The 16,622-nt window shown below is 70.3% G+C and carries 17 protein-coding genes; 13 read left to right on the top strand and 4 right to left on the bottom strand.

Features of this window, described 5'->3' with window-relative positions:
* The first annotated feature begins 2 nt into the window (after positions 1–2).
* The 8 genes from C4K88_RS06155 (at position 3) to dnaE (ending at position 8,698) form a co-directional block, all read left to right on the top strand.
* A complete protein-coding gene (locus tag C4K88_RS06155) occupies positions 3–752 on the top strand; it encodes a purine nucleoside phosphorylase YfiH/LACC1 family protein (protein WP_241521731.1) in 750 nt (249 codons plus the stop codon).
* A 41-nt stretch (positions 753–793) separates the two neighbouring features.
* A complete protein-coding gene (locus C4K88_RS06150; protein ID WP_104120725.1) occupies positions 794–1,540 on the top strand; it encodes a YggS family pyridoxal phosphate enzyme in 747 nt (248 codons plus the stop codon).
* A 94-nt stretch (positions 1,541–1,634) separates the two neighbouring features.
* Positions 1,635–2,156, top strand: a complete 522-nt coding sequence (locus C4K88_RS06145) for a cell division protein SepF (protein ID WP_104120724.1) — start codon at positions 1,635–1,637, stop codon at positions 2,154–2,156.
* 57 nt (positions 2,157–2,213) lie between these two features.
* Positions 2,214–2,504 (top strand): YggT family protein, encoded by a 291-nt coding sequence (locus tag C4K88_RS06140; RefSeq protein WP_104120723.1) that lies wholly within the window; start codon positions 2,214–2,216, stop codon positions 2,502–2,504.
* 147 nt (positions 2,505–2,651) lie between these two features.
* Entirely contained in the window at positions 2,652–3,293 is a 642-nt protein-coding gene (locus tag C4K88_RS06135) for a DivIVA domain-containing protein (protein ID WP_104120722.1), read from the top strand.
* 168 nt (positions 3,294–3,461) lie between these two features.
* Complete coding sequence (gene lspA / locus C4K88_RS06130) at positions 3,462–4,163, top strand: signal peptidase II (protein ID WP_438502328.1); 702 nt, start codon at positions 3,462–3,464, stop codon at positions 4,161–4,163.
* Entirely contained in the window at positions 4,153–5,088 is a 936-nt protein-coding gene (locus C4K88_RS06125; protein ID WP_241521730.1) for an RluA family pseudouridine synthase, read from the top strand. Before lspA ends, C4K88_RS06125 begins: the two co-directional genes overlap by 11 nt.
* Positions 5,089–5,158: 70 nt before the next feature.
* Positions 5,159–8,698: a DNA polymerase III subunit alpha gene (gene dnaE, locus C4K88_RS06120; protein WP_277621636.1), complete on the top strand. Its 3,540-nt coding sequence runs from the start codon at positions 5,159–5,161 to the stop codon at positions 8,696–8,698.
* Positions 8,699–8,743: 45 nt separating this feature from the next.
* Here the strand turns inward: dnaE and C4K88_RS17720 are convergent, their stop codons facing one another.
* On the bottom strand, positions 8,744–9,232 hold the full coding sequence (locus C4K88_RS17720) for a flavin reductase family protein (RefSeq protein ID WP_104120827.1): 489 nt from the start codon (positions 9,230–9,232) through the stop codon (positions 8,744–8,746).
* A gap of 129 nt (positions 9,233–9,361) precedes the next feature.
* On the opposite strand from C4K88_RS17720, the gene C4K88_RS17715 reads away from it, so the two are divergent.
* The 3 genes from C4K88_RS17715 to nrdR all read left to right on the top strand — a co-directional run bounded on the left by C4K88_RS17715 (position 9,362) and on the right by nrdR (position 11,935).
* Positions 9,362–9,889: a hypothetical protein gene (locus C4K88_RS17715; RefSeq protein ID WP_104120720.1), complete on the top strand. Its 528-nt coding sequence runs from the start codon at positions 9,362–9,364 to the stop codon at positions 9,887–9,889.
* A 52-nt stretch (positions 9,890–9,941) separates the two neighbouring features.
* Positions 9,942–11,306 carry a histidinol dehydrogenase gene (gene hisD, locus C4K88_RS06105; RefSeq protein WP_241521729.1) on the top strand — a complete coding sequence of 455 codons (1,365 nt, stop codon included), beginning with the start codon at positions 9,942–9,944 and terminating at the stop codon, positions 11,304–11,306.
* Between the two features lie 128 nt (positions 11,307–11,434).
* Positions 11,435–11,935: a transcriptional regulator NrdR gene (nrdR, locus tag C4K88_RS06100; protein WP_104120719.1), complete on the top strand. Its 501-nt coding sequence runs from the start codon at positions 11,435–11,437 to the stop codon at positions 11,933–11,935.
* Between the two features lie 127 nt (positions 11,936–12,062).
* Here the strand turns inward: nrdR and ppgK are convergent, their stop codons facing one another.
* A complete protein-coding gene (gene ppgK, locus C4K88_RS06095) occupies positions 12,063–12,875 on the bottom strand; it encodes a polyphosphate--glucose phosphotransferase (protein ID WP_104120718.1) in 813 nt (270 codons plus the stop codon).
* An 85-nt stretch (positions 12,876–12,960) separates the two neighbouring features.
* A complete protein-coding gene (gene map / locus C4K88_RS06090; protein WP_104120717.1) occupies positions 12,961–13,839 on the bottom strand; it encodes a type I methionyl aminopeptidase in 879 nt (292 codons plus the stop codon).
* Positions 13,840–13,935: 96 nt separating this feature from the next.
* Here map and C4K88_RS06085 point away from each other — a divergent pair, with 96 nt between their 5' ends.
* Positions 13,936–14,100: an SPOR domain-containing protein gene (locus C4K88_RS06085; protein ID WP_146065630.1), complete on the top strand. Its 165-nt coding sequence runs from the start codon at positions 13,936–13,938 to the stop codon at positions 14,098–14,100.
* 11 nt (positions 14,101–14,111) lie between these two features.
* Here C4K88_RS06085 and panB read toward each other — a convergent pair whose 3' ends face one another.
* Positions 14,112–14,993: a 3-methyl-2-oxobutanoate hydroxymethyltransferase gene (panB, locus tag C4K88_RS06080; RefSeq protein ID WP_104120715.1), complete on the bottom strand. Its 882-nt coding sequence runs from the start codon at positions 14,991–14,993 to the stop codon at positions 14,112–14,114.
* Between the two features lie 263 nt (positions 14,994–15,256).
* Between panB and glnA the strand changes: the two genes are divergently transcribed.
* Positions 15,257–16,597 (top strand): type I glutamate--ammonia ligase, encoded by a 1,341-nt coding sequence (gene glnA / locus C4K88_RS06075; protein WP_104120714.1) that lies wholly within the window; start codon positions 15,257–15,259, stop codon positions 16,595–16,597.
* The last annotated feature ends 25 nt before the right edge of the window (positions 16,598–16,622 follow it).

The following is a 16,622-nucleotide window of genomic DNA, read 5'->3' as shown; positions in this document are numbered from 1 at the left end:
CGGTGGACACGGCCGGCCTGCCCGCGCGGACCTCTGCGTTCCACTGGGACGCAGAGGTCCGTCCGGGCCTCAGGGTCGCGTTCACGGCGGTCGGTGCGGGCAACCTCGCCCTCCACGTGGGCGATGATCCCGACACCGTCCGCGGCAACCGCCGCCGGCTGGAGTCCGCGATGGGTGTGCCCGAGGACGCCCTGCACTTCATGAGCCAGACGCACTCGGACCGCGTGGCCGTCGTCGACCGGGCCCCGCAGGGCGCGCCCGACGCCGACGCCATGGTGTCACCGGACGGGAGTGCACCGCTCGCCGTGCTCGTCGCCGACTGTGTGCCGATCGTCCTGGCGGACGCCCCGGTCGCGGACGGCGGCACGGGCGCCACGGCCGTGGTGCACGCCGGGCGCGCGGGCGTCGGCAACGGCATCGTCGGGCACACCGTCAGGATGATCCGCAGCCACGGCGCGCGCGACGTCGCGGCGTGGATCGGTCCGTCCGTGTGCGGATCCTGCTACGAGGTGCCCGAGGACATGATGCAGGCCATGGCGGAGATGCTTCCCCAGGCCGCGTCGCGGACGCCCCGGGGGACGCCGGCGCTCGACCTGCCGGCCGCGGTCGCCGTGCAGCTCGCCCGGGTCGGCGTCAGGGTCGATAGCCCGGCGGGACACGGCACCGGCTGCACCGTCGAGAATCCTGAGCTGTATTCCCACCGGCGGGACCCGGGGGCGGGGCGCATCGCGGGCCTCGTGTGGCGGGCGTGAGCCCGGACCGGCCGGGTACTGACCAGCCGGGTACTGACCGGTTGGGTACTGACCGGGCCCGCGAGCTCGGGGAACGCCTGCGGGCCGTCCGGGAGCGCATCGCGTCCGCCGCCGCCCCGACCGGGCGCGCCGCACCGCGCCTGATCGTCGTCACCAAGTACTTCCCGGCCTCCGACGTGCGGATCCTCGCGGGACTCGGCGTCACCGACGTCGGCGAGAACCGGGACCAGGAGGCCGCGGCGAAGGCGGCCGAGCTCCAGGACCTCCCGCTCGCCTGGCACTTCATCGGCCAGCTGCAGACCAACAAGGCCAAATCGGTGGTCCGCTACGCGCACAGCGTGCATTCCGTGGACCGACTCCCGCTCGTCACGGCCCTGGGCAGGGCGGTCGGGGTGGAGCAGGAGCGACGGTCCGCGGCGGGTACGGGTCCGCGGGGGGCCCTGCACTGCTTCCTCCAGTTCACCCTCGACGCCGGAGCCGACCCGGCGGGCGCGTCGGCCGGCAGGGGAGGCGCCCATCCCGACGACGCCGTCCGGCTGGCCGAGGCCTGCGTCGCGGCGGAGGGCCTGCAGCTCGCAGGTGTCATGGCCGTGGCACCCCGGGGTGCGGACCCGGCCGCCGCGTTCGAGCGGCTCCTGCGCATCTCGGCCGAGGTCCGCGCCGTCGACCCCGCCGCGGCCGCCGTCTCGGCGGGGATGAGCGGGGACCTCGAGGAGGCTGTGGCTGCCGGGGCGACACACCTCAGGATCGGCTCCGATGTCCTCGGTCCGCGTCCGGCCGTGCGGTAGCGTCGACGCTGGAACGGCGGTACGACGGGCACCGGGTTGGTAGTCTGTGGCACAACCCCGAACCTACCGATCCACTTTCAGGACAGGAGTCACCATGGCCGGCGCACTGCGCAAGACGATGATCTACCTTGGGCTCGCCGACGGTGACGAGCACTACGAGCCCGAACCGAAGAACGCGCAGAGCAGGAACGAGGACTACACGGTGGATTACGATCGCGACGAGCGTCACCTCGAGCCGGCTCCGGCCGCGATACGCGTGGCCCCGGCCGAGGAGTACCGGGCCCCGGTCACCCCGATCAAGCGTGCGCCGTCGTCCCGCGAGGACGCCTCCGCCCTCCGCCAGATCACCACGATCCACCCCCGCTCCTACAACGATGCGAAGCTCATCGGCGAGAGCTTCCGCGACAACATCCCCGTGATCATGAACGTCACCGATATGGGGGAGGCCGACGCCAAGCGCCTCGTCGACTTCTCCGCAGGCCTCGTGTTCGGGCTGCACGGCAGTATCGAGAGGGTCACGAATAAGGTGTTCCTGCTCTCGCCGTCGTATATTGAAGTACTCGGCGAGGACCTGAAGGCCAGCGAAGGACAGACCAGCTTCTTCAACCAGAGCTGAGCTGCGGCCCTCCGGTCGCGGAAGACCCTCCAAGGCACGAAGGACTGAAACTGCTCTGTGAGTCTGGTATTCGCCCTCATCTACCTGGTACTGATGCTGTTCCAGCTCGCCCTGATCCTGCGCATCGTCTATGACGCCGTGCAGGGCTTCGCCCGCGACTGGCGCCCCCAGAAGTCGGCGCTGGTGCTCGCCTCGGGCATCTACTCGGCGACCGATCCGCCCATCAAGGCCCTGCGCCGGCTCATCCCGCCGCTGCGCCTCGGCGGCGTACAGCTTGATCTCGCGTTCCTGGTGCTGTTCATCGTCGTGCTGATCCTGATGTCCGTCTCGGCGAACCTCGCACGATAACGGCCGGATCGGTGTCGGTGAAGACCAGCGCGAAGATATACGCTGAAGCACAGTCCGACGTGAGTCCAGCGGTTCATGTCCACAATCCAGTACCGCAGCCAGCACCGCCAGTCGGCGGGCCGGCGTCTATCAGTATGAGGTGACCCCATGGCTCTGACGCCAGAAGACGTTCTGAACAAGAGGTTCCAGGCGACGAAGTTCCGCGAGGGCTACGACGTGGACGAGGTGGACGACTTCCTCGACGAGGTCGTGGTCGAACTCAAGCGCCTGCTCGCCGAGAACGCGGACCTGCGCCGCAGGCTCGGCGAGGAGTCCGCCGACGCCTCGCAGACCACCGCCATTCCCGCTCCGGTCGCGGCCAGCCCGAACGCCGTGAAGGCGACCGACGAGAAGGCAGCCGCACCCCAGGCCGACGACGAGAACGGTCCTGCGGCGATCCCGCCGGTCGCCGTGACCCCGGCGCCCGCCGTGACGTCGGCGGAATCCGCCGCCGGCGTCCTCGCCATGGCGCAGCGACTGCACGACGAATACGTCAACGCGGGCGTCGAGCAGCGCGACAAGATCATCGCCGAGGCGCAGCTGGAGGCCACCGGCCTCGTCGACGACGCCGAGGAGAAGAGCCGCAAGACCCTCGGGGACCTCGAGGAGCAGAAGACGGTCCTTGAGCAGACGGTCGAGCAGCTCCGCGGTTTCGAGCGGGACTACCGTGCGCGCCTGAAGGCCTACATCGAGGGCCAGCTCCGCGAGCTCGATACCCGCGACTCGCTCGCGACCGAGGCCACCTCCTAGCGGGACACCCCGCCCCGACCCGCGTCGGGGCAGCAGCGGAAGGGCCGGCTCCCGGGGCACACGCCCCGGGAACCGGCCCTTCCGTCGTCAGGGCACCCGATCCCGGGATCCCGCCCCGTGCCGGACCCCTGACACCAGACCCCACAGCGCCGACACCCTGGATGGACCGTGAACGAGCACCAGCCCGCCGACACCACCCCCGAACCCGACGGCGACCCGCCGCACCCAGCGGACAGCACCCCGGCGACCGCGCCGGGACCCGCGCGCCGCATCCCGGTGCGGTACGCACTCACGATGCTCGCGTGCGCCCTGATCGTGTACACCGCCGACCAGCTCACCAAGTGGTGGGTCGTGTCCACCATGACCGAGGGGCAGGTCACGCCGGTCCTCCCGCCCCTGCTCAGCTGGCGCTTCTTCCGCAACCCGGGCGCCGCCTTCTCGATCGGGACGGACTACACCTGGGTCTTCACGATCATCATGGTGGTCGTCTCCGTCGCCCTCCTCCTGCAGGTGAGGAAGGTCGCCTCCCGCGGGTGGTCGGTGGCGCTGGGACTCGTCCTCGGCGGCGCGCTCGGCAACCTGACCGACCGCCTCCTCCGCGAACCCTCGTTCGGGCAGGGCCACGTGGTGGACTTCATCGCCCTGCCGAACTTCGCCATCTTCAACATCGCCGATTCGGCCGTCGTCAGCGGCGTGACCCTCATCTGCATCCTGACCCTGCGGGGCATCGGTCTCGACGGCCGCCGGGACGGCGAGCCGACGGACCCGACGGACCCGGCGGACCCTGTGAAACCGACGGAGCCGGCGAAGCCCACGACCCTCACGGACCGGCCCGGTCCGGCACAGGATCGGGACGATCGTGGCAGGTGACCGCCGGGAGCTGGTCATCGACGCCTCCGAGGCCGGGAAGCGGGCGGATGCCGCCCTCGCCCGGCTGCTGGACGCCTCCCGCACCGCCGTCGCCCAGTGGTGCGCGGACGGGCGGGTGCTGCGCGGCGGCGCACGGCTGGCGAAGTCGGACCGCGTCCACGCCGGCGACCGCATCGACGTCGACCTGCCGGACCCCGAGGACCGGCACCGCGTCATCCCCGAGGCGGTCGACGGCATGGGGATCCTCCTCGACGACGACGACTTCGTGGTGGTGGACAAGCCCGTGGGCGTCGCCGCCCATCCGTCGCCCGGCTGGGTGGGTCCCACGGTCGTGGGTGCCCTCGCCGCAGCCGGCTACCGCATCTCCACCTCGGGCGCCCCGGAGCGCGTCGGGATCGTCCACCGGCTCGACGTCGGGACCTCGGGGGCGATGGTCGTCGCCAAGACCGAACCCGCCTACACGGCCCTGAAGCGCGCCTTCAAGGAGCGCACGGTGGACAAGGTCTACCACGCCGTCGTGCAGGGACTGCCGGATCCGCTCAAGGGCACCATCGATGCGCCGATCGGACGCCACCCGCACCACGAGTGGCGGTTCGCGGTCATGGAGGGCGGGCGGGACTCCGTGACGCACTACGAGGTGCTCGAGGCCTTCGGCCGGGCGAGCCTCGTCGAGGTGCACCTCGAGACAGGCCGGACCCACCAGATCCGCGTCCACTTCTCCGCCCTCCGCCACCCCTGCGCGGGGGACCTCACCTACGGGGCGGACCCGCGCCTGGCCGCGGAACTGGGCCTCACCCGGCAGTGGCTCCACGCCCACCGCCTGGGCTTCGCGCACCCGCGGACGGGGGAGCCCGTGACCGTGAGCAGCCCCTATCCCGTGGACCTCGCGTACGCCCTGACGGCCCTGTCCGAGGGCCTCGTCTGACACGCCGCAGGGCTCCCGGGCGACACGCCCGGGGGCCCGCCGCAGGGCCGGGGAGCACTACACTCGGGGGGTGGCTACTCCTGCATCAACAGATTCGTTCGTCCACCTCCACAACCACACCGAGTACTCGATGCTCGACGGTGCGGCCCGGCTGACGGACCTCTTCAGCCACACCGAGGAACTCGGCATGAAGGCCCTCGCGACCACCGACCATGGGTTCGTGTTCGGGGCCTTCGACTTCTGGAACAAGGCCACCAGCGCGGGCATCAAGCCCATCATCGGTGTCGAGGCCTACCTCACCCCGGGGACCGCCCGGAACGACCGCACCCGCGTGCAGTGGGGCGGCGGCGGGCGCGACGACGTCTCCGGCGCCGGCGCGTACACGCACATGACCCTGTGGTCCGAGACCACCGGGGGCATGCACAACCTGTTCCGGATGTCCTCGCTCGCCTCCCTCGAGGGCTACCTCTACAAGCCCCGCATGGACCGCGACCTCCTGCAGACCTACGGGAAGGGCCTCATCGCCACCACGGGCTGCCCGTCCGGCGAGGTGCAGACCAAGCTCCGGCTCGGCCTGTACAACGAGGCCAAGCAGGCGGCGTCCGACTTCCGCGACATCTTCGGGGCGGAGAACTACTTCTGCGAACTGATGGACCACGGGCTGGACATCGAGCGGAACGTCAAGGCGGACCTCATCAAACTCGCCCGCGAGCTGGGGCTGCCGCTCGTGGCGACCAACGACCTGCACTACACCCACGCCGAGGACTCCAAGGCCCACGCGGCCCTGCTGTGCGTCCAGTCCGGGTCCACGCTGGCGGACCCGAAGCGCTTCAAGTTCGACGCCGACGAGTTCTACCTGAAGTCGCCCGCCGAGATGCGCGCCATCTTCCGCGACTACCCGGAGGCCTGCGACAACACGCTGCTCATCGCCGAGCGCTGCGACGTGGAGTTCAACACCAAGGCCAACTACATGCCCCGGTTCCCCGTCCCGGAGGGGGAGAACGAGCAGTCCTGGTTCGTCAAGGAGGTCGAGACCGGCCTCCAGTACCGCTACCCGGCCGGAGTGCCCGACGACGTCCGCAAGCAGGCCGAGTTCGAGGTCGGCGTCATCACCCAGATGGGCTTCCCCGGCTACTTCCTCGTCGTCGCCGACTTCATCAACTGGGCGAAGAACAACGGCATCCGGGTGGGTCCGGGCCGCGGTTCGGGCGCTGGGTCCATGGTGGCGTACGCGATGCGCATCACCGACCTCGACCCCCTCAAGCACGGCCTGATCTTCGAGCGCTTCCTCAACCCCGAGCGCGTGTCCATGCCCGACTTCGACGTCGACTTCGATGACCGGCGCCGCGCCGAGGTCATCCGGTACGTGACCGAGAAGTACGGCGACGAGCGCGTGGCCATGATCGTCACGTACGGCACCATCAAGGCCAAGCAGGCGCTCAAGGACTCCTCCCGCGTGATGGGCTACCCGTTCTCCACGGGGGAGCGGCTCACCAAGGCCATGCCGCCGGACGTCATGGGCAAGGGCCTCGCGCTGGCCGACGTGCACAACAAGAACGCCAAGCGCTACTCCGAGGCGGAGGAGCTGCGCGAGCTCCTGAAGACCGACGCCGACTCCGAGAAGGTGTTCGAGACGGCCCTCGGCCTCGAGGGGCTCAAGCGCCAGTGGGGCGTGCACGCCGCCGGCGTCATCATGTCCTCCGACCCGCTCATCGACATCATCCCGATCATGCGCCGTGAGCAGGACGGCCAGATCATCACGCAGTTCGACTACCCCACGTGCGAGGGGCTCGGGCTGATCAAGATGGACTTCCTCGGCCTGAGGAACCTGACGATCATCACGGACGCCGTCGAGAACATCAAGGCCAACAAGGACACCGACCTCGTCCTCGAGGACCTCGAACTCGACGACAGGGAGTCCTACGAACTCCTGGCGCGCGGCGACACCCTCGGCGTGTTCCAGCTCGACGGCGGCCCCATGCGGTCGCTGCTCAAACTCATGCGCCCCGACAACTTCGAGGACATCTCCGCCGTCCTGGCGCTGTACCGGCCGGGCCCGATGGGCGTGAACTCGCACACGAACTACGCGCTGCGCAAGAACGGCCTCCAGGACATCGAGCCCATCCACCCCGAGCTCGAGGGTCCGCTCGAGGAGATCCTCGGCGGCACGTACGGCCTCATCGTGTACCAGGAGCAGGTGATGAGCGCCGCCCAGAAGCTGGCGAACTTCACGCTCGGCCAGGCGGACATGCTCCGCCGAGCGATGGGCAAGAAGAAGAAGTCGGAGCTGGACAAGCAGCAGGCCGACTTCTTCGCGGGCATGAAGGCCAACGGCTATTCGCAGGCCGCGATGGACAAGCTGTGGATCGTCCTCGAATCCTTCTCCGACTACGCCTTCAACAAGGCGCACACCGCGGCGTACGGCCTGGTGTCCTACTGGACGGCGTACCTCAAGGCGCACTACCCGGCCGAGTACATGGCCGCGCTGCTCACGAGCGTGGGCGACGACAAGGACAAGCTGGCGATCTACCTCAACGAGTGCCGCCGCATGGGCATCACCGTCCTGCCGCCGGACGTCAACGAGTCCAGCGTCAACTTCACCCCCGTCGGCAAGGACATCCGCTTCGGCATGGGCGCCATCCGCAACGTCGGCGCGAACGTCGTCGGCGCCATGGTGGGGGCTCGGGAGGAGAAGGGGGCGTTCCTCTCCTTCAGCGACTTCCTGCAGAAGGTGCCCGCCGTCGTGTGCAACAAGCGCACCATCGAATCCCTGATCAAGGCCGGCGCCTTCGACTCCCTCCGGCACCCGCGGCGGGCCCTCGCGATGATCCACGAGGAGGCCGTGGACTCCGTGATCGTCCTCAAGCGCAACGAGGCGGCGAACCAGTTCGACCTCTTCAGCGCGTTCGACGACGCCGGTGCCGCCGTGGGCGGCCTGTCCGTCGAGGTACCGGACCTGCCCGAGTGGGACAAGAAGGACAAGCTGTCCTTCGAACGGGACATGCTCGGCCTGTACGTCTCGGACCACCCCCTCCAGGGACTGGAGGGCATCCTCAGCCAGCACGCCGACTCCTCCATCCCGTCCATCATCAGCGAGGAGGGACCGGCCGACGGCGCGATCGTCACCATCGCCGGCATGATCACTTCGCTGCAGCGCAGGATCGCGAAGAACAGCGGCAACGCCTACGCCCGGGCGGAGGTCGAGGACCTCGCCGGCTCCATGGAGGTCATGTTCTTCGGGCAGGTGTACGGGCCCATCTCCGGGGTCCTGGCGGAGGACCTCATCGTCGTCGTGCGCGGCCGCCTGCAGCGCCGCGACGACGGCGCGGTGATGCTCAACGCCCAGGAACTGACCGTGCCGGACCTCAGCGAGGGCCACTCGGGACCGGTGGTGATCTCCATGCTGCAGCACAAGGCGACGGAGACCGCCGTGACGGCGCTCGGCGACGTGCTGAGGACCCACCCGGGCACCAGCGAGGTGCTGATCCGGCTCAACGGGTCACGGAAGGTCGAGGTCATGAAGCTGGGCGTGGACCTGCGCGTCAGCCCCACGCCGGGCCTCTTCGGGGACCTGAAGGTCCTGCTCGGGCCGGCCTGCCTCGACGCCTGACCAGCAGGGCCGGGCCTCCCGGCTCTCCGCCCGGCCCGGCCCGCGTCAGATGACGTAGTCGGTGGCCGTCGGCGTCCCGTAGCTGCCGCCGTGGTACAGCAGGGGGGCGCCGTCGGGGCCGATGCTCCCGGCGACGACCTCCGCGACGACCACGGCGTTGTTCTCGAAGGACAGCCGCATGCTGATGCGCCCCACGAGCCAGCCGGCCACGTCCCGGAGGATCGGGACGCCCTCCGGCCCCGGCTCCCAGTGGTCGCCGGTGAAGCGGTCCTTCGTCCGCGCGAAACGGTTCGCCAGGCCCTCGTTCTCGGTGCTCAGCATGTGGACGCCCACGAAGCTCGTGTTCGCGACCGCCGGCCAGGAGGACGAGGAGCGCGCCATGTTGAACGTGAAGCGCGGCGGGTCGGCGGACAGCGACGCCACGGACGTCGCCGTGAAGCCGTAGGGGACGCCGTCGTAGGTGGCGGTGATGATGGATACGCCGGCCGCGTGTCGGCGGAAGACCTCGCGGAAATGTTCCGCGTGCGCGTCGATGGGCGGGGTCGCGACCGGCGCTGCGGTGCCTGGGGTGCTCACGGGGTTCCTCCGGGGATCGTCGGGCGTCGGACTCCACCACCCTAGGCCCGCACCCCGGACGCGGACCGGTTTGTTAATGTAGAAGTCATGCGCGCCAGCAAGGGTCCGGCCACCGGACCGAGCACCTACCCGCCCCCCGTCTACTCCGTGGCCGAGGACCGGCGATCGGTGCCGCCCGCGGGCGTCTTCTGGTGGCTGGGGTCCACGATCCTCCTGGGCGCCGTCCTGGGTGCTGCGTGGTGGCTGCTCGCTCCCACTGGGCGCCTGTTCGGTGACCCGTCCTCCGCCGACCAGTGGCTGCTCCGGGACCTCACCCTGGCCGGCCTCGAACTCGTCGCGGGCATCGCCGTCGGCGCGGTGGTCGCCCTCCGGCTCGCGCTGCCCGCCGCGGTGGCACGGATCCTGGCCGCCGTCGGCGGATCGGTCCTCGGGTCCCTCCTCGCCCTCGCCGTCGGGGAGGGCCTCGCCTACCTGCTCGGACCGCACGACCAGGACGGGCTGCCCGGCTCCGACTTCCTCCTGCACTCCTACGGTGCCCTCGCCATCTGGCCGGGCGTCGCCGCCCTCATCATCTTCCTCACGGCCCTCATCGGACTCGCGCGCCGCCCGGCCTGAGGAGCCAGGCGACCGTGACGGACCCCGGCGGCACTCCCGATAGACTCTCAGGGTGAATCCACCGTCCAGCACGTCATCGACCGTCGACTTCCGCACCATCGACCTGCGCGGCCGGAGCCTGTCGGCGGGTGAGCTGAAGAGTGCCATGCCGCGGGCCGCGGCGGATGCCCGGTCCTCCGAGGCCGCCGTCCAGGCGATCATCGACGACGTCCGCGCCCGCGGCCTCGAGACGCTCCGCGCCCTCGCCCTCCGTTTCGACGGCGTCGAGCAGGACCACCCGCGGGTGCCGGCAGACGTCATCGCCGCCGCCCTCGCCGGCCTCGACGACGGCGTCCGGGCCGCCCTCGAGGAGGCCATCCGGCGGGCGCGGGTCTTCGCCGGCGCGCAGGCGCCCGGCGACGTCGAGGTGCAGGTCGCGCCCGGGGCGCACCTGACGCACAAGTGGATCCCCGTGGACCGCGTGGGCCTCTACGTGCCGGGCGGGCTGGCCGTCTACCCGTCCTCCGTGGTCATGAACGTCGTGCCCGCCCAGGCCGCCGGCGTCGGGTCGATCGCCCTCGCCTCGCCCCCGCAGAAGGAGTTCGGCGGCTGGCCGCACCCCGCCATCCTCGCCGCCGCCGCCATGCTCGGCGTCACCGAGGTGTACGCCATGGGCGGCGCGCAGGCCGTCGCCGCCCTCGCCTACGGCGTCCGGGACGACTCCGGGACAGGACGGGACATCGATCCCGTGGACGTCATCACCGGCCCCGGCAACGTGTTCGTGGCCACGGCCAAGCGGCTGGTCCGCGGCCGGGTGGGCATCGACTCGGAGGCCGGGACCACGGAGATCGCCGTCCTCGCCGACGCGACGGCCGACCCCGACCTCATCGCCGCGGACCTCGTCAGCCAGGCGGAACACGACCCCCAGGCGGCGTCCGTCCTCGTGACCGACTCGGAGGTCCTCGCGGCCGCCGTCGTCGACGCCCTCGCGGTCCGTGCCGCCCGGACCCGGCACGCCGAGCGGGTGCGGACCGCCCTGTCAGGGCCGCAGTCCGGCGTGATCCTGGTCGACGACGTCGAGCACGGGATCGCCGTGTGCGACGCCTACGCCGCCGAGCACCTCGAGATCCAGACCGCCGACGCCGCCGCGGTGGCCGCGCGCATCCGCAACGCGGGCGCCGTGTTCATCGGCGCGTACAGCCCGGTGAGCCTCGGGGACTACTGCGCCGGGTCCAACCACGTCCTGCCCACCAGCGGGACCGCCGCCTTCGCCTCCGGTCTCAACGTGACGACCTTCCTGCGCGCCGTCCAGCTCGTGCACTACGACCGCGACGCCCTGCACGAGGTCGCGGCCTCGATCCTCTCGCTGTCGGAGGCGGAGAACCTCCCCGCGCACGGGGAGGCCGTCGCCGCCCGTTTCGAGGCCTCCGCGACCTGAGCCGCTGCCCGCCCCACTCCGGCGATCTCCACTACATCTGGTAATTACAGTGTTGTTGTTTCACTACATGTAGTTCTAGACTGATCCTGGCAGGTTGTTGGGACCGCCCACCGAGCGGGAGGGGAGTCATGTTCTGTCCGTACTGCCGCAACGCCGACTCCCGGGTCGTCGACAGCCGCCTCGCCGATGACGGTTCGGCCATCCGCCGCCGCCGTCAGTGCCCGCAGTGCGGCCGCCGTTTCAGCACGGTGGAGACCACCACCCTCAGTGTCATCAAGCGCTCCGGGGCCGGCGAGCCGTTCAGCCGGTCCAAGATCATCAACGGCGTCCGCAAGGCGTGCCAGGGCCGCCCGGTGACCGAGGACGATCTCGCCCTGCTCGCGCAGGAGGTCGAGGAGAACATCCGGGCCAGCGGCGTCGCGGAGATCGACGCCCACGAGGTGGGGCTCGCCATCCTCGAGCCGCTCCGCCAGCTCGACCAGATCGCCTACCTGCGCTTCGCCAGCGTGTACCAGGGCTTCGAGTCCCTCGACGATTTCGAGGAGGCCATCGGGACGCTGCGGCGGCAGAACGAGGACACCGGGCAGCGCGTCCCCACCGGGTTGCAGCGCCCGTTGACGGCGCACTAGCGCCCCATAGACGCCGGTGGTGGCTGCGGAGGGGAAGCCGACGCCACCACCGGTTCCACCTCCGGACGAGAGAAGCCCGGTACGGATCGGATCCGTACCGGGCTTCTGTGGTCCTGGGCCCCGGTGGTCAGGCCTTCGGGGTGGAGAGCAGGGCCGCCTGGAGCGCCCCACCGACGATCCCGGCGTGGTTCTTCAACTGCGCCGGGATGATCGGGGTGCGCAGCTGGAGGGAGGGCAGGTATTCGCTGCTCCGCTTCGAGATGCCGCCTCCCACGATGAACAGTTCGGGCGAGAAGAGGAACTCCACGTGCGAGAAGTAGCGCTGGAGGCGGACGGCGTACTCGTCCCAGTCGATCCCTTCACGCTCACGGGCGACGGCGGACGCCTTCGTCTCGGCGTCGTGCCCGTCGATCTCGAGGTGGCCGAGCTCGGCGTTCGGGACGAGCTTGCCGTCGAAGATGAACGCGGAGCCGATGCCCGTGCCCAGGGTGATCACCAGGACCGTGCCCATCTTGCCCTTGCCGGCCCCGTAGCGGACCTCGGCGAGGCCGGCGGCGTCGGCGTCGTTGATCACGTGGACGTCCCGGCCGAGGACCTTGCTGAACAGGCCGTCGACATCGGTGTCGACCCAGCTCTTGTCGACGTTCGCCGCGGACCGGGCGATGCCGTGCTGGATGATCGCGGGGAAGGTGACGCCGACCGGGACGTCGGCCGCGGGGCCCTCGGGCCGGGAGGAGAGCTCCGTGACGATCTGGGCGACCACCTCGGCGACGGCCTCGGGCGTGGACGGCTTCGGCGTCGGGATCCGGTACCGTTCACCGACGATCACGCCCTTCTCGAGGTCGACGATGCCGCCCTTGATGCCCGTGCCGCCGATGTCCACGCCGATGACCGTGGCGGGGAGCTTCTTCGATTTCTTCTTGTCGGTGTCCTTGGCCATGATTCTCTCTTGACGGATGGGGGCGTCGTCCGGCGCGAACCGGACATGGTCGTGGCACAGCGCACACAGGTGGGCTGCACGGGTGCTACGGGACGGTCAGGATCTCCGCGCCGCGATCGGTGACCAGGAGAGTGTGCTCGAACTGCGCCGTCCTCTTCCGGTCCTTCGTGACCACGGTCCAGTCGTCCGCCCACATGGTCCAGTCGACGGTCCCGAGCGTGAGCATCGGCTCGATCGTGAAGACCATCCCCGGCTCGATCACGCGGTTGTACGCCGGGGCGGCGTCGTAGTGCGGGATGATCAGGCCGGTGTGGAACGCCTCGCCGACGCCGTGCCCGGTGAAGTCACGGACAACACCATAACCGAAGCGCTTCGCGTAGGACTCGATGGCGCGGCCGATGACGTTGATCTCCCGGCCCGGCGCGACCGCGCGGATCGCACGGTTCAGGGATTCCTGCGTACGCTCGACGAGCAGTCGGGACTCCTCGTCGACGTCGCCGACGCAGAAGGTGTAGTTCGTGTCGCCGTGCACCCCGTCCTTGTAGGCCGTGATGTCGATGTTCAGGATGTCCCCGTCCTCGATCACCGTGGAGTCCGGGATGCCGTGGCAGATGACCTCGTTGAGCGACGAGCACAGCGACTTCGGGAACCCCCGGTACCCGAGGGTGGAGGGGTACGCGCCGTGATCGAGGAGGAACTCGTGGCCGATCCGGTCCAGGTGATCGGTGGTCACGCCGGGCTTCGCGTGGTGGCCGACCTCGACGATCGCCTGCGCGGCGATCCTGCCGGCCACGCGGATCTTCTCGATCGTCTCCGGCGTCTTCACCTCGGATCCGGTGAAGGGCGCCGGCGCGGTGCGGCCCACGTACTCCGGGCGCGGAATACTGCGGGGAACGGGACGCTGGGGGGAGATGGTGCCGGGGGTCAGGGTCCCAAGGGGCGCGGCTGCGGAAGTCTGGGGCATACCCTGATCTTATAGTGGGCGCCGGCCGGTAGCCGAAAGACGGTGCCGTACCGGCCCGCGGACGACACGGTCCGCGCCCGGACGGAGGAGGTCGGCATGACGGAGTACTGGTTCAACGTGCGCACGCACGAGGTCGAGGAGGACCGGCAGTCGGACTGGTCGCAGCTGATCGGCCCGTACGCGACGCGGTCCGAGGCCGAGAAGGCCCTCGAGAAGGTCCAGCAGCGCAACGACGCCTGGGACCGGGACGACGACTCCTAGAGCCGCCCGGGTCAGAACGTGTGCTCGGGGCCGGGGAAGGTGCCCGCCCGGACGTCGTCCGCGTAGGCGCGGGCGGCATCCGCGAGGACGGTCCGGACGTCCGCGTACTGCTTGACGAACTTCGCCTGCCGGCCGCCGCGCAGCCCGGCCATGTCCTGCCAGACCAGCACCTGGCCCGTGGTGCCCGGCCCGGCCCCGATGCCGATCGTCGGCACGCGCACCGCGGCGTCGACGGCGTCGGCCGTCTCGGTGGGCACCATCTCCATGAGGACGCAGAACGCCCCGGCATCGGCGAGGGCGACGGCGTCCTCGACGATGCGCTGCGACGCGTCCCCGCGCCCCTGGACGCGGTACCCGCCCAGGGCGTGCTCGCTCTGCGGCGTGAAGCCGATGTGGGCCATGACCGGGATGCCCGCGCGGACCAGCGCCCGGACGGTGTCCGCGTACTCGGCCCCGCCCTCCATCTTCACGGCGTGCACCAGGCCCTCCTTCAAAAGGCGCACCGAGGACTCCACGGCCTGCTGGGAGGAGACCTCGTAGCTGCCGAAGGGCAGATCGGCGACGACGAGGGCCCGCCGGGCCGCGGTGCTGACCGCCCGGCTGAAGAGGATCATCTCGTCCAGCGTGATGGGCAGCGTGGTGGCGTGCCCGAGGACGTTGTTGGCCGCCGAATCGCCGACGAGGAGCACCTCGATGCCGGCCTCGTCGAACACCTGCGCCGCGTACTGGTCGTACGCCGTCAGCATCGCGAAGCGCGTGCCGTTCTCCTTGGCCTGCTGCAGGTGGCGGATGCGGATCCGACCGGTCGGGGGGACAGGCGGGGTACCGGCCGGCGGGGTCGGCGTCGTGCCTGCGCCCGCTCCGTAGGGGGCGGGCAGTTCGGCGGAAGTCATGACACGAGACTATCGGACGGCGCTCCGCCGGTCCGGTCCCCGGGAACCGCGCGCCACACCGTAACCGGCCGTTAACACGGGCGCGCGACAATGGCGAGGCGCCGCCGCACCCGTTCCGTGCCCGCGGATCAGTAGAGTGAGGACGGCGTGTGCCGGAGGCGGGCCGCGGGCGTCCACGGGCGCCGCGGCGGAACGTCCCGGGCAGGCACGGCCTGCCGCCCCGACCGAGCGGTCCGGGCATCGATTCGAGGAAGAAGGTTGTCATGGACCGGCAGCAGGAGTTCGTACTGCGCACCATCGAGGAGCGGGACGTGCGCTACGTACGGCTGTGGTTCACCGACGTCGTCGGCTCCCTGAAGTCGGTGGCGCTCGCGCCGGCCGAGGTCGAAGGGGCGTTCGAGGAGGGTCTCGGGTTCGACGGGTCCTCCATCGAGGGGCTCGCCCGCGTGTACGAGTCGGACATGCTCGCCCAGCCGGATCCGTCCACGTTCCAGATCCTGCCGTGGCGCGGGGAGAAGGAGCAGACGTCCCGGATGTTCTGCGACATCCTCACCCCCGACGGCCAGCCGTCCACCGCCGACCCGCGCGGGGTCCTCAAGAAGACCCTCGCGAAGGCCGCCGACATGGGGTTCACCTGCTACACGCACCCGGAGATCGAGTTCTACCTGCTGAAGTCCGCCGAACCGGGGGCGGACGGCCAGCCGGTGCCGGTGGACCAGGCCGGCTACTTCGACCACGTCCCGGGCGGCGTCGCCCAGGATTTCCGGCGGATGGCCGTGGCCATGCTCGAGTCGGTGGGCATCTCGGTGGAGTTCAGCCACCACGAGGCGGGTCCCGGGCAGAACGAGATCGACCTGCGCTACGCCGATGCGCTGCAGACCGCCGACAACATCATGACGTTCCGCACCATCATCAAGGAGGTCGCGCTGACCTCCGGCAGCTACGCGACCTTCATGCCGAAGCCCTTCTCCGAGCACCCCGGGTCGGGGATGCACACCCACTTCTCCCTGTTCGAGGGTGACACGAATGCGTTCTACGAGGCCGGCGCCGAGTTCCAGCTGTCGAAGACCGCGCGCCAGTTCATCGCGGGCATCCTCCGGCACGCGCCCGAGTTCACGGCCGTGACCAACCAGTTCGTGAACTCCTTCAAGCGGCTCTGGGGCGGCGGGGAGGCGCCGAGCTACCTGTCCTGGGGCCACAACAACCGCTCCGCCCTGGTCCGCGTCCCCCTCTACAAGCCCAACAAGGGCCAGTCGGCGCGGATCGAGTACCGCGGCATCGACTCCGCCAGCAATCCCTACCTCGCGTACTCGGTGCTCCTGGGCGCAGGTCTGAAGGGGATCGAGGAGGGCTACGACCTTCCGCCGGCCGCCGAGGACGACGTCTGGAGCCTCACGGCCGCCGAACGCCGCGCCATGGGACACGACCCGCTGCCCGCCAGCCTGCACGACGCCATCCGCGTCATGGAGGAATCGGAGCTCGTCGCGGACATCCTGGGGGAGCAGGTGTTCGAGAACTTCCTGAGGAACAAGCGCGCCGAGTGGCACGACTACCGCATCCAGGTGACCCCCTGGGAGCTGCGCCGGAACCTCAACATCCTTTAAGGAGCGCCCGGGGAGATGGCTAGGG

Origin of the sequence: Arthrobacter pityocampae (genome assembly GCF_002927275.1) — a bacterium.
In the GTDB taxonomy this organism is placed as follows: Bacteria; Actinomycetota; Actinomycetes; order Actinomycetales; family Micrococcaceae; genus Arthrobacter_D; species Arthrobacter_D pityocampae.
The sequence above is the reverse complement of the archived record's forward strand: the minus strand, read 5'-3'. Positions and strand labels throughout refer to the sequence as shown.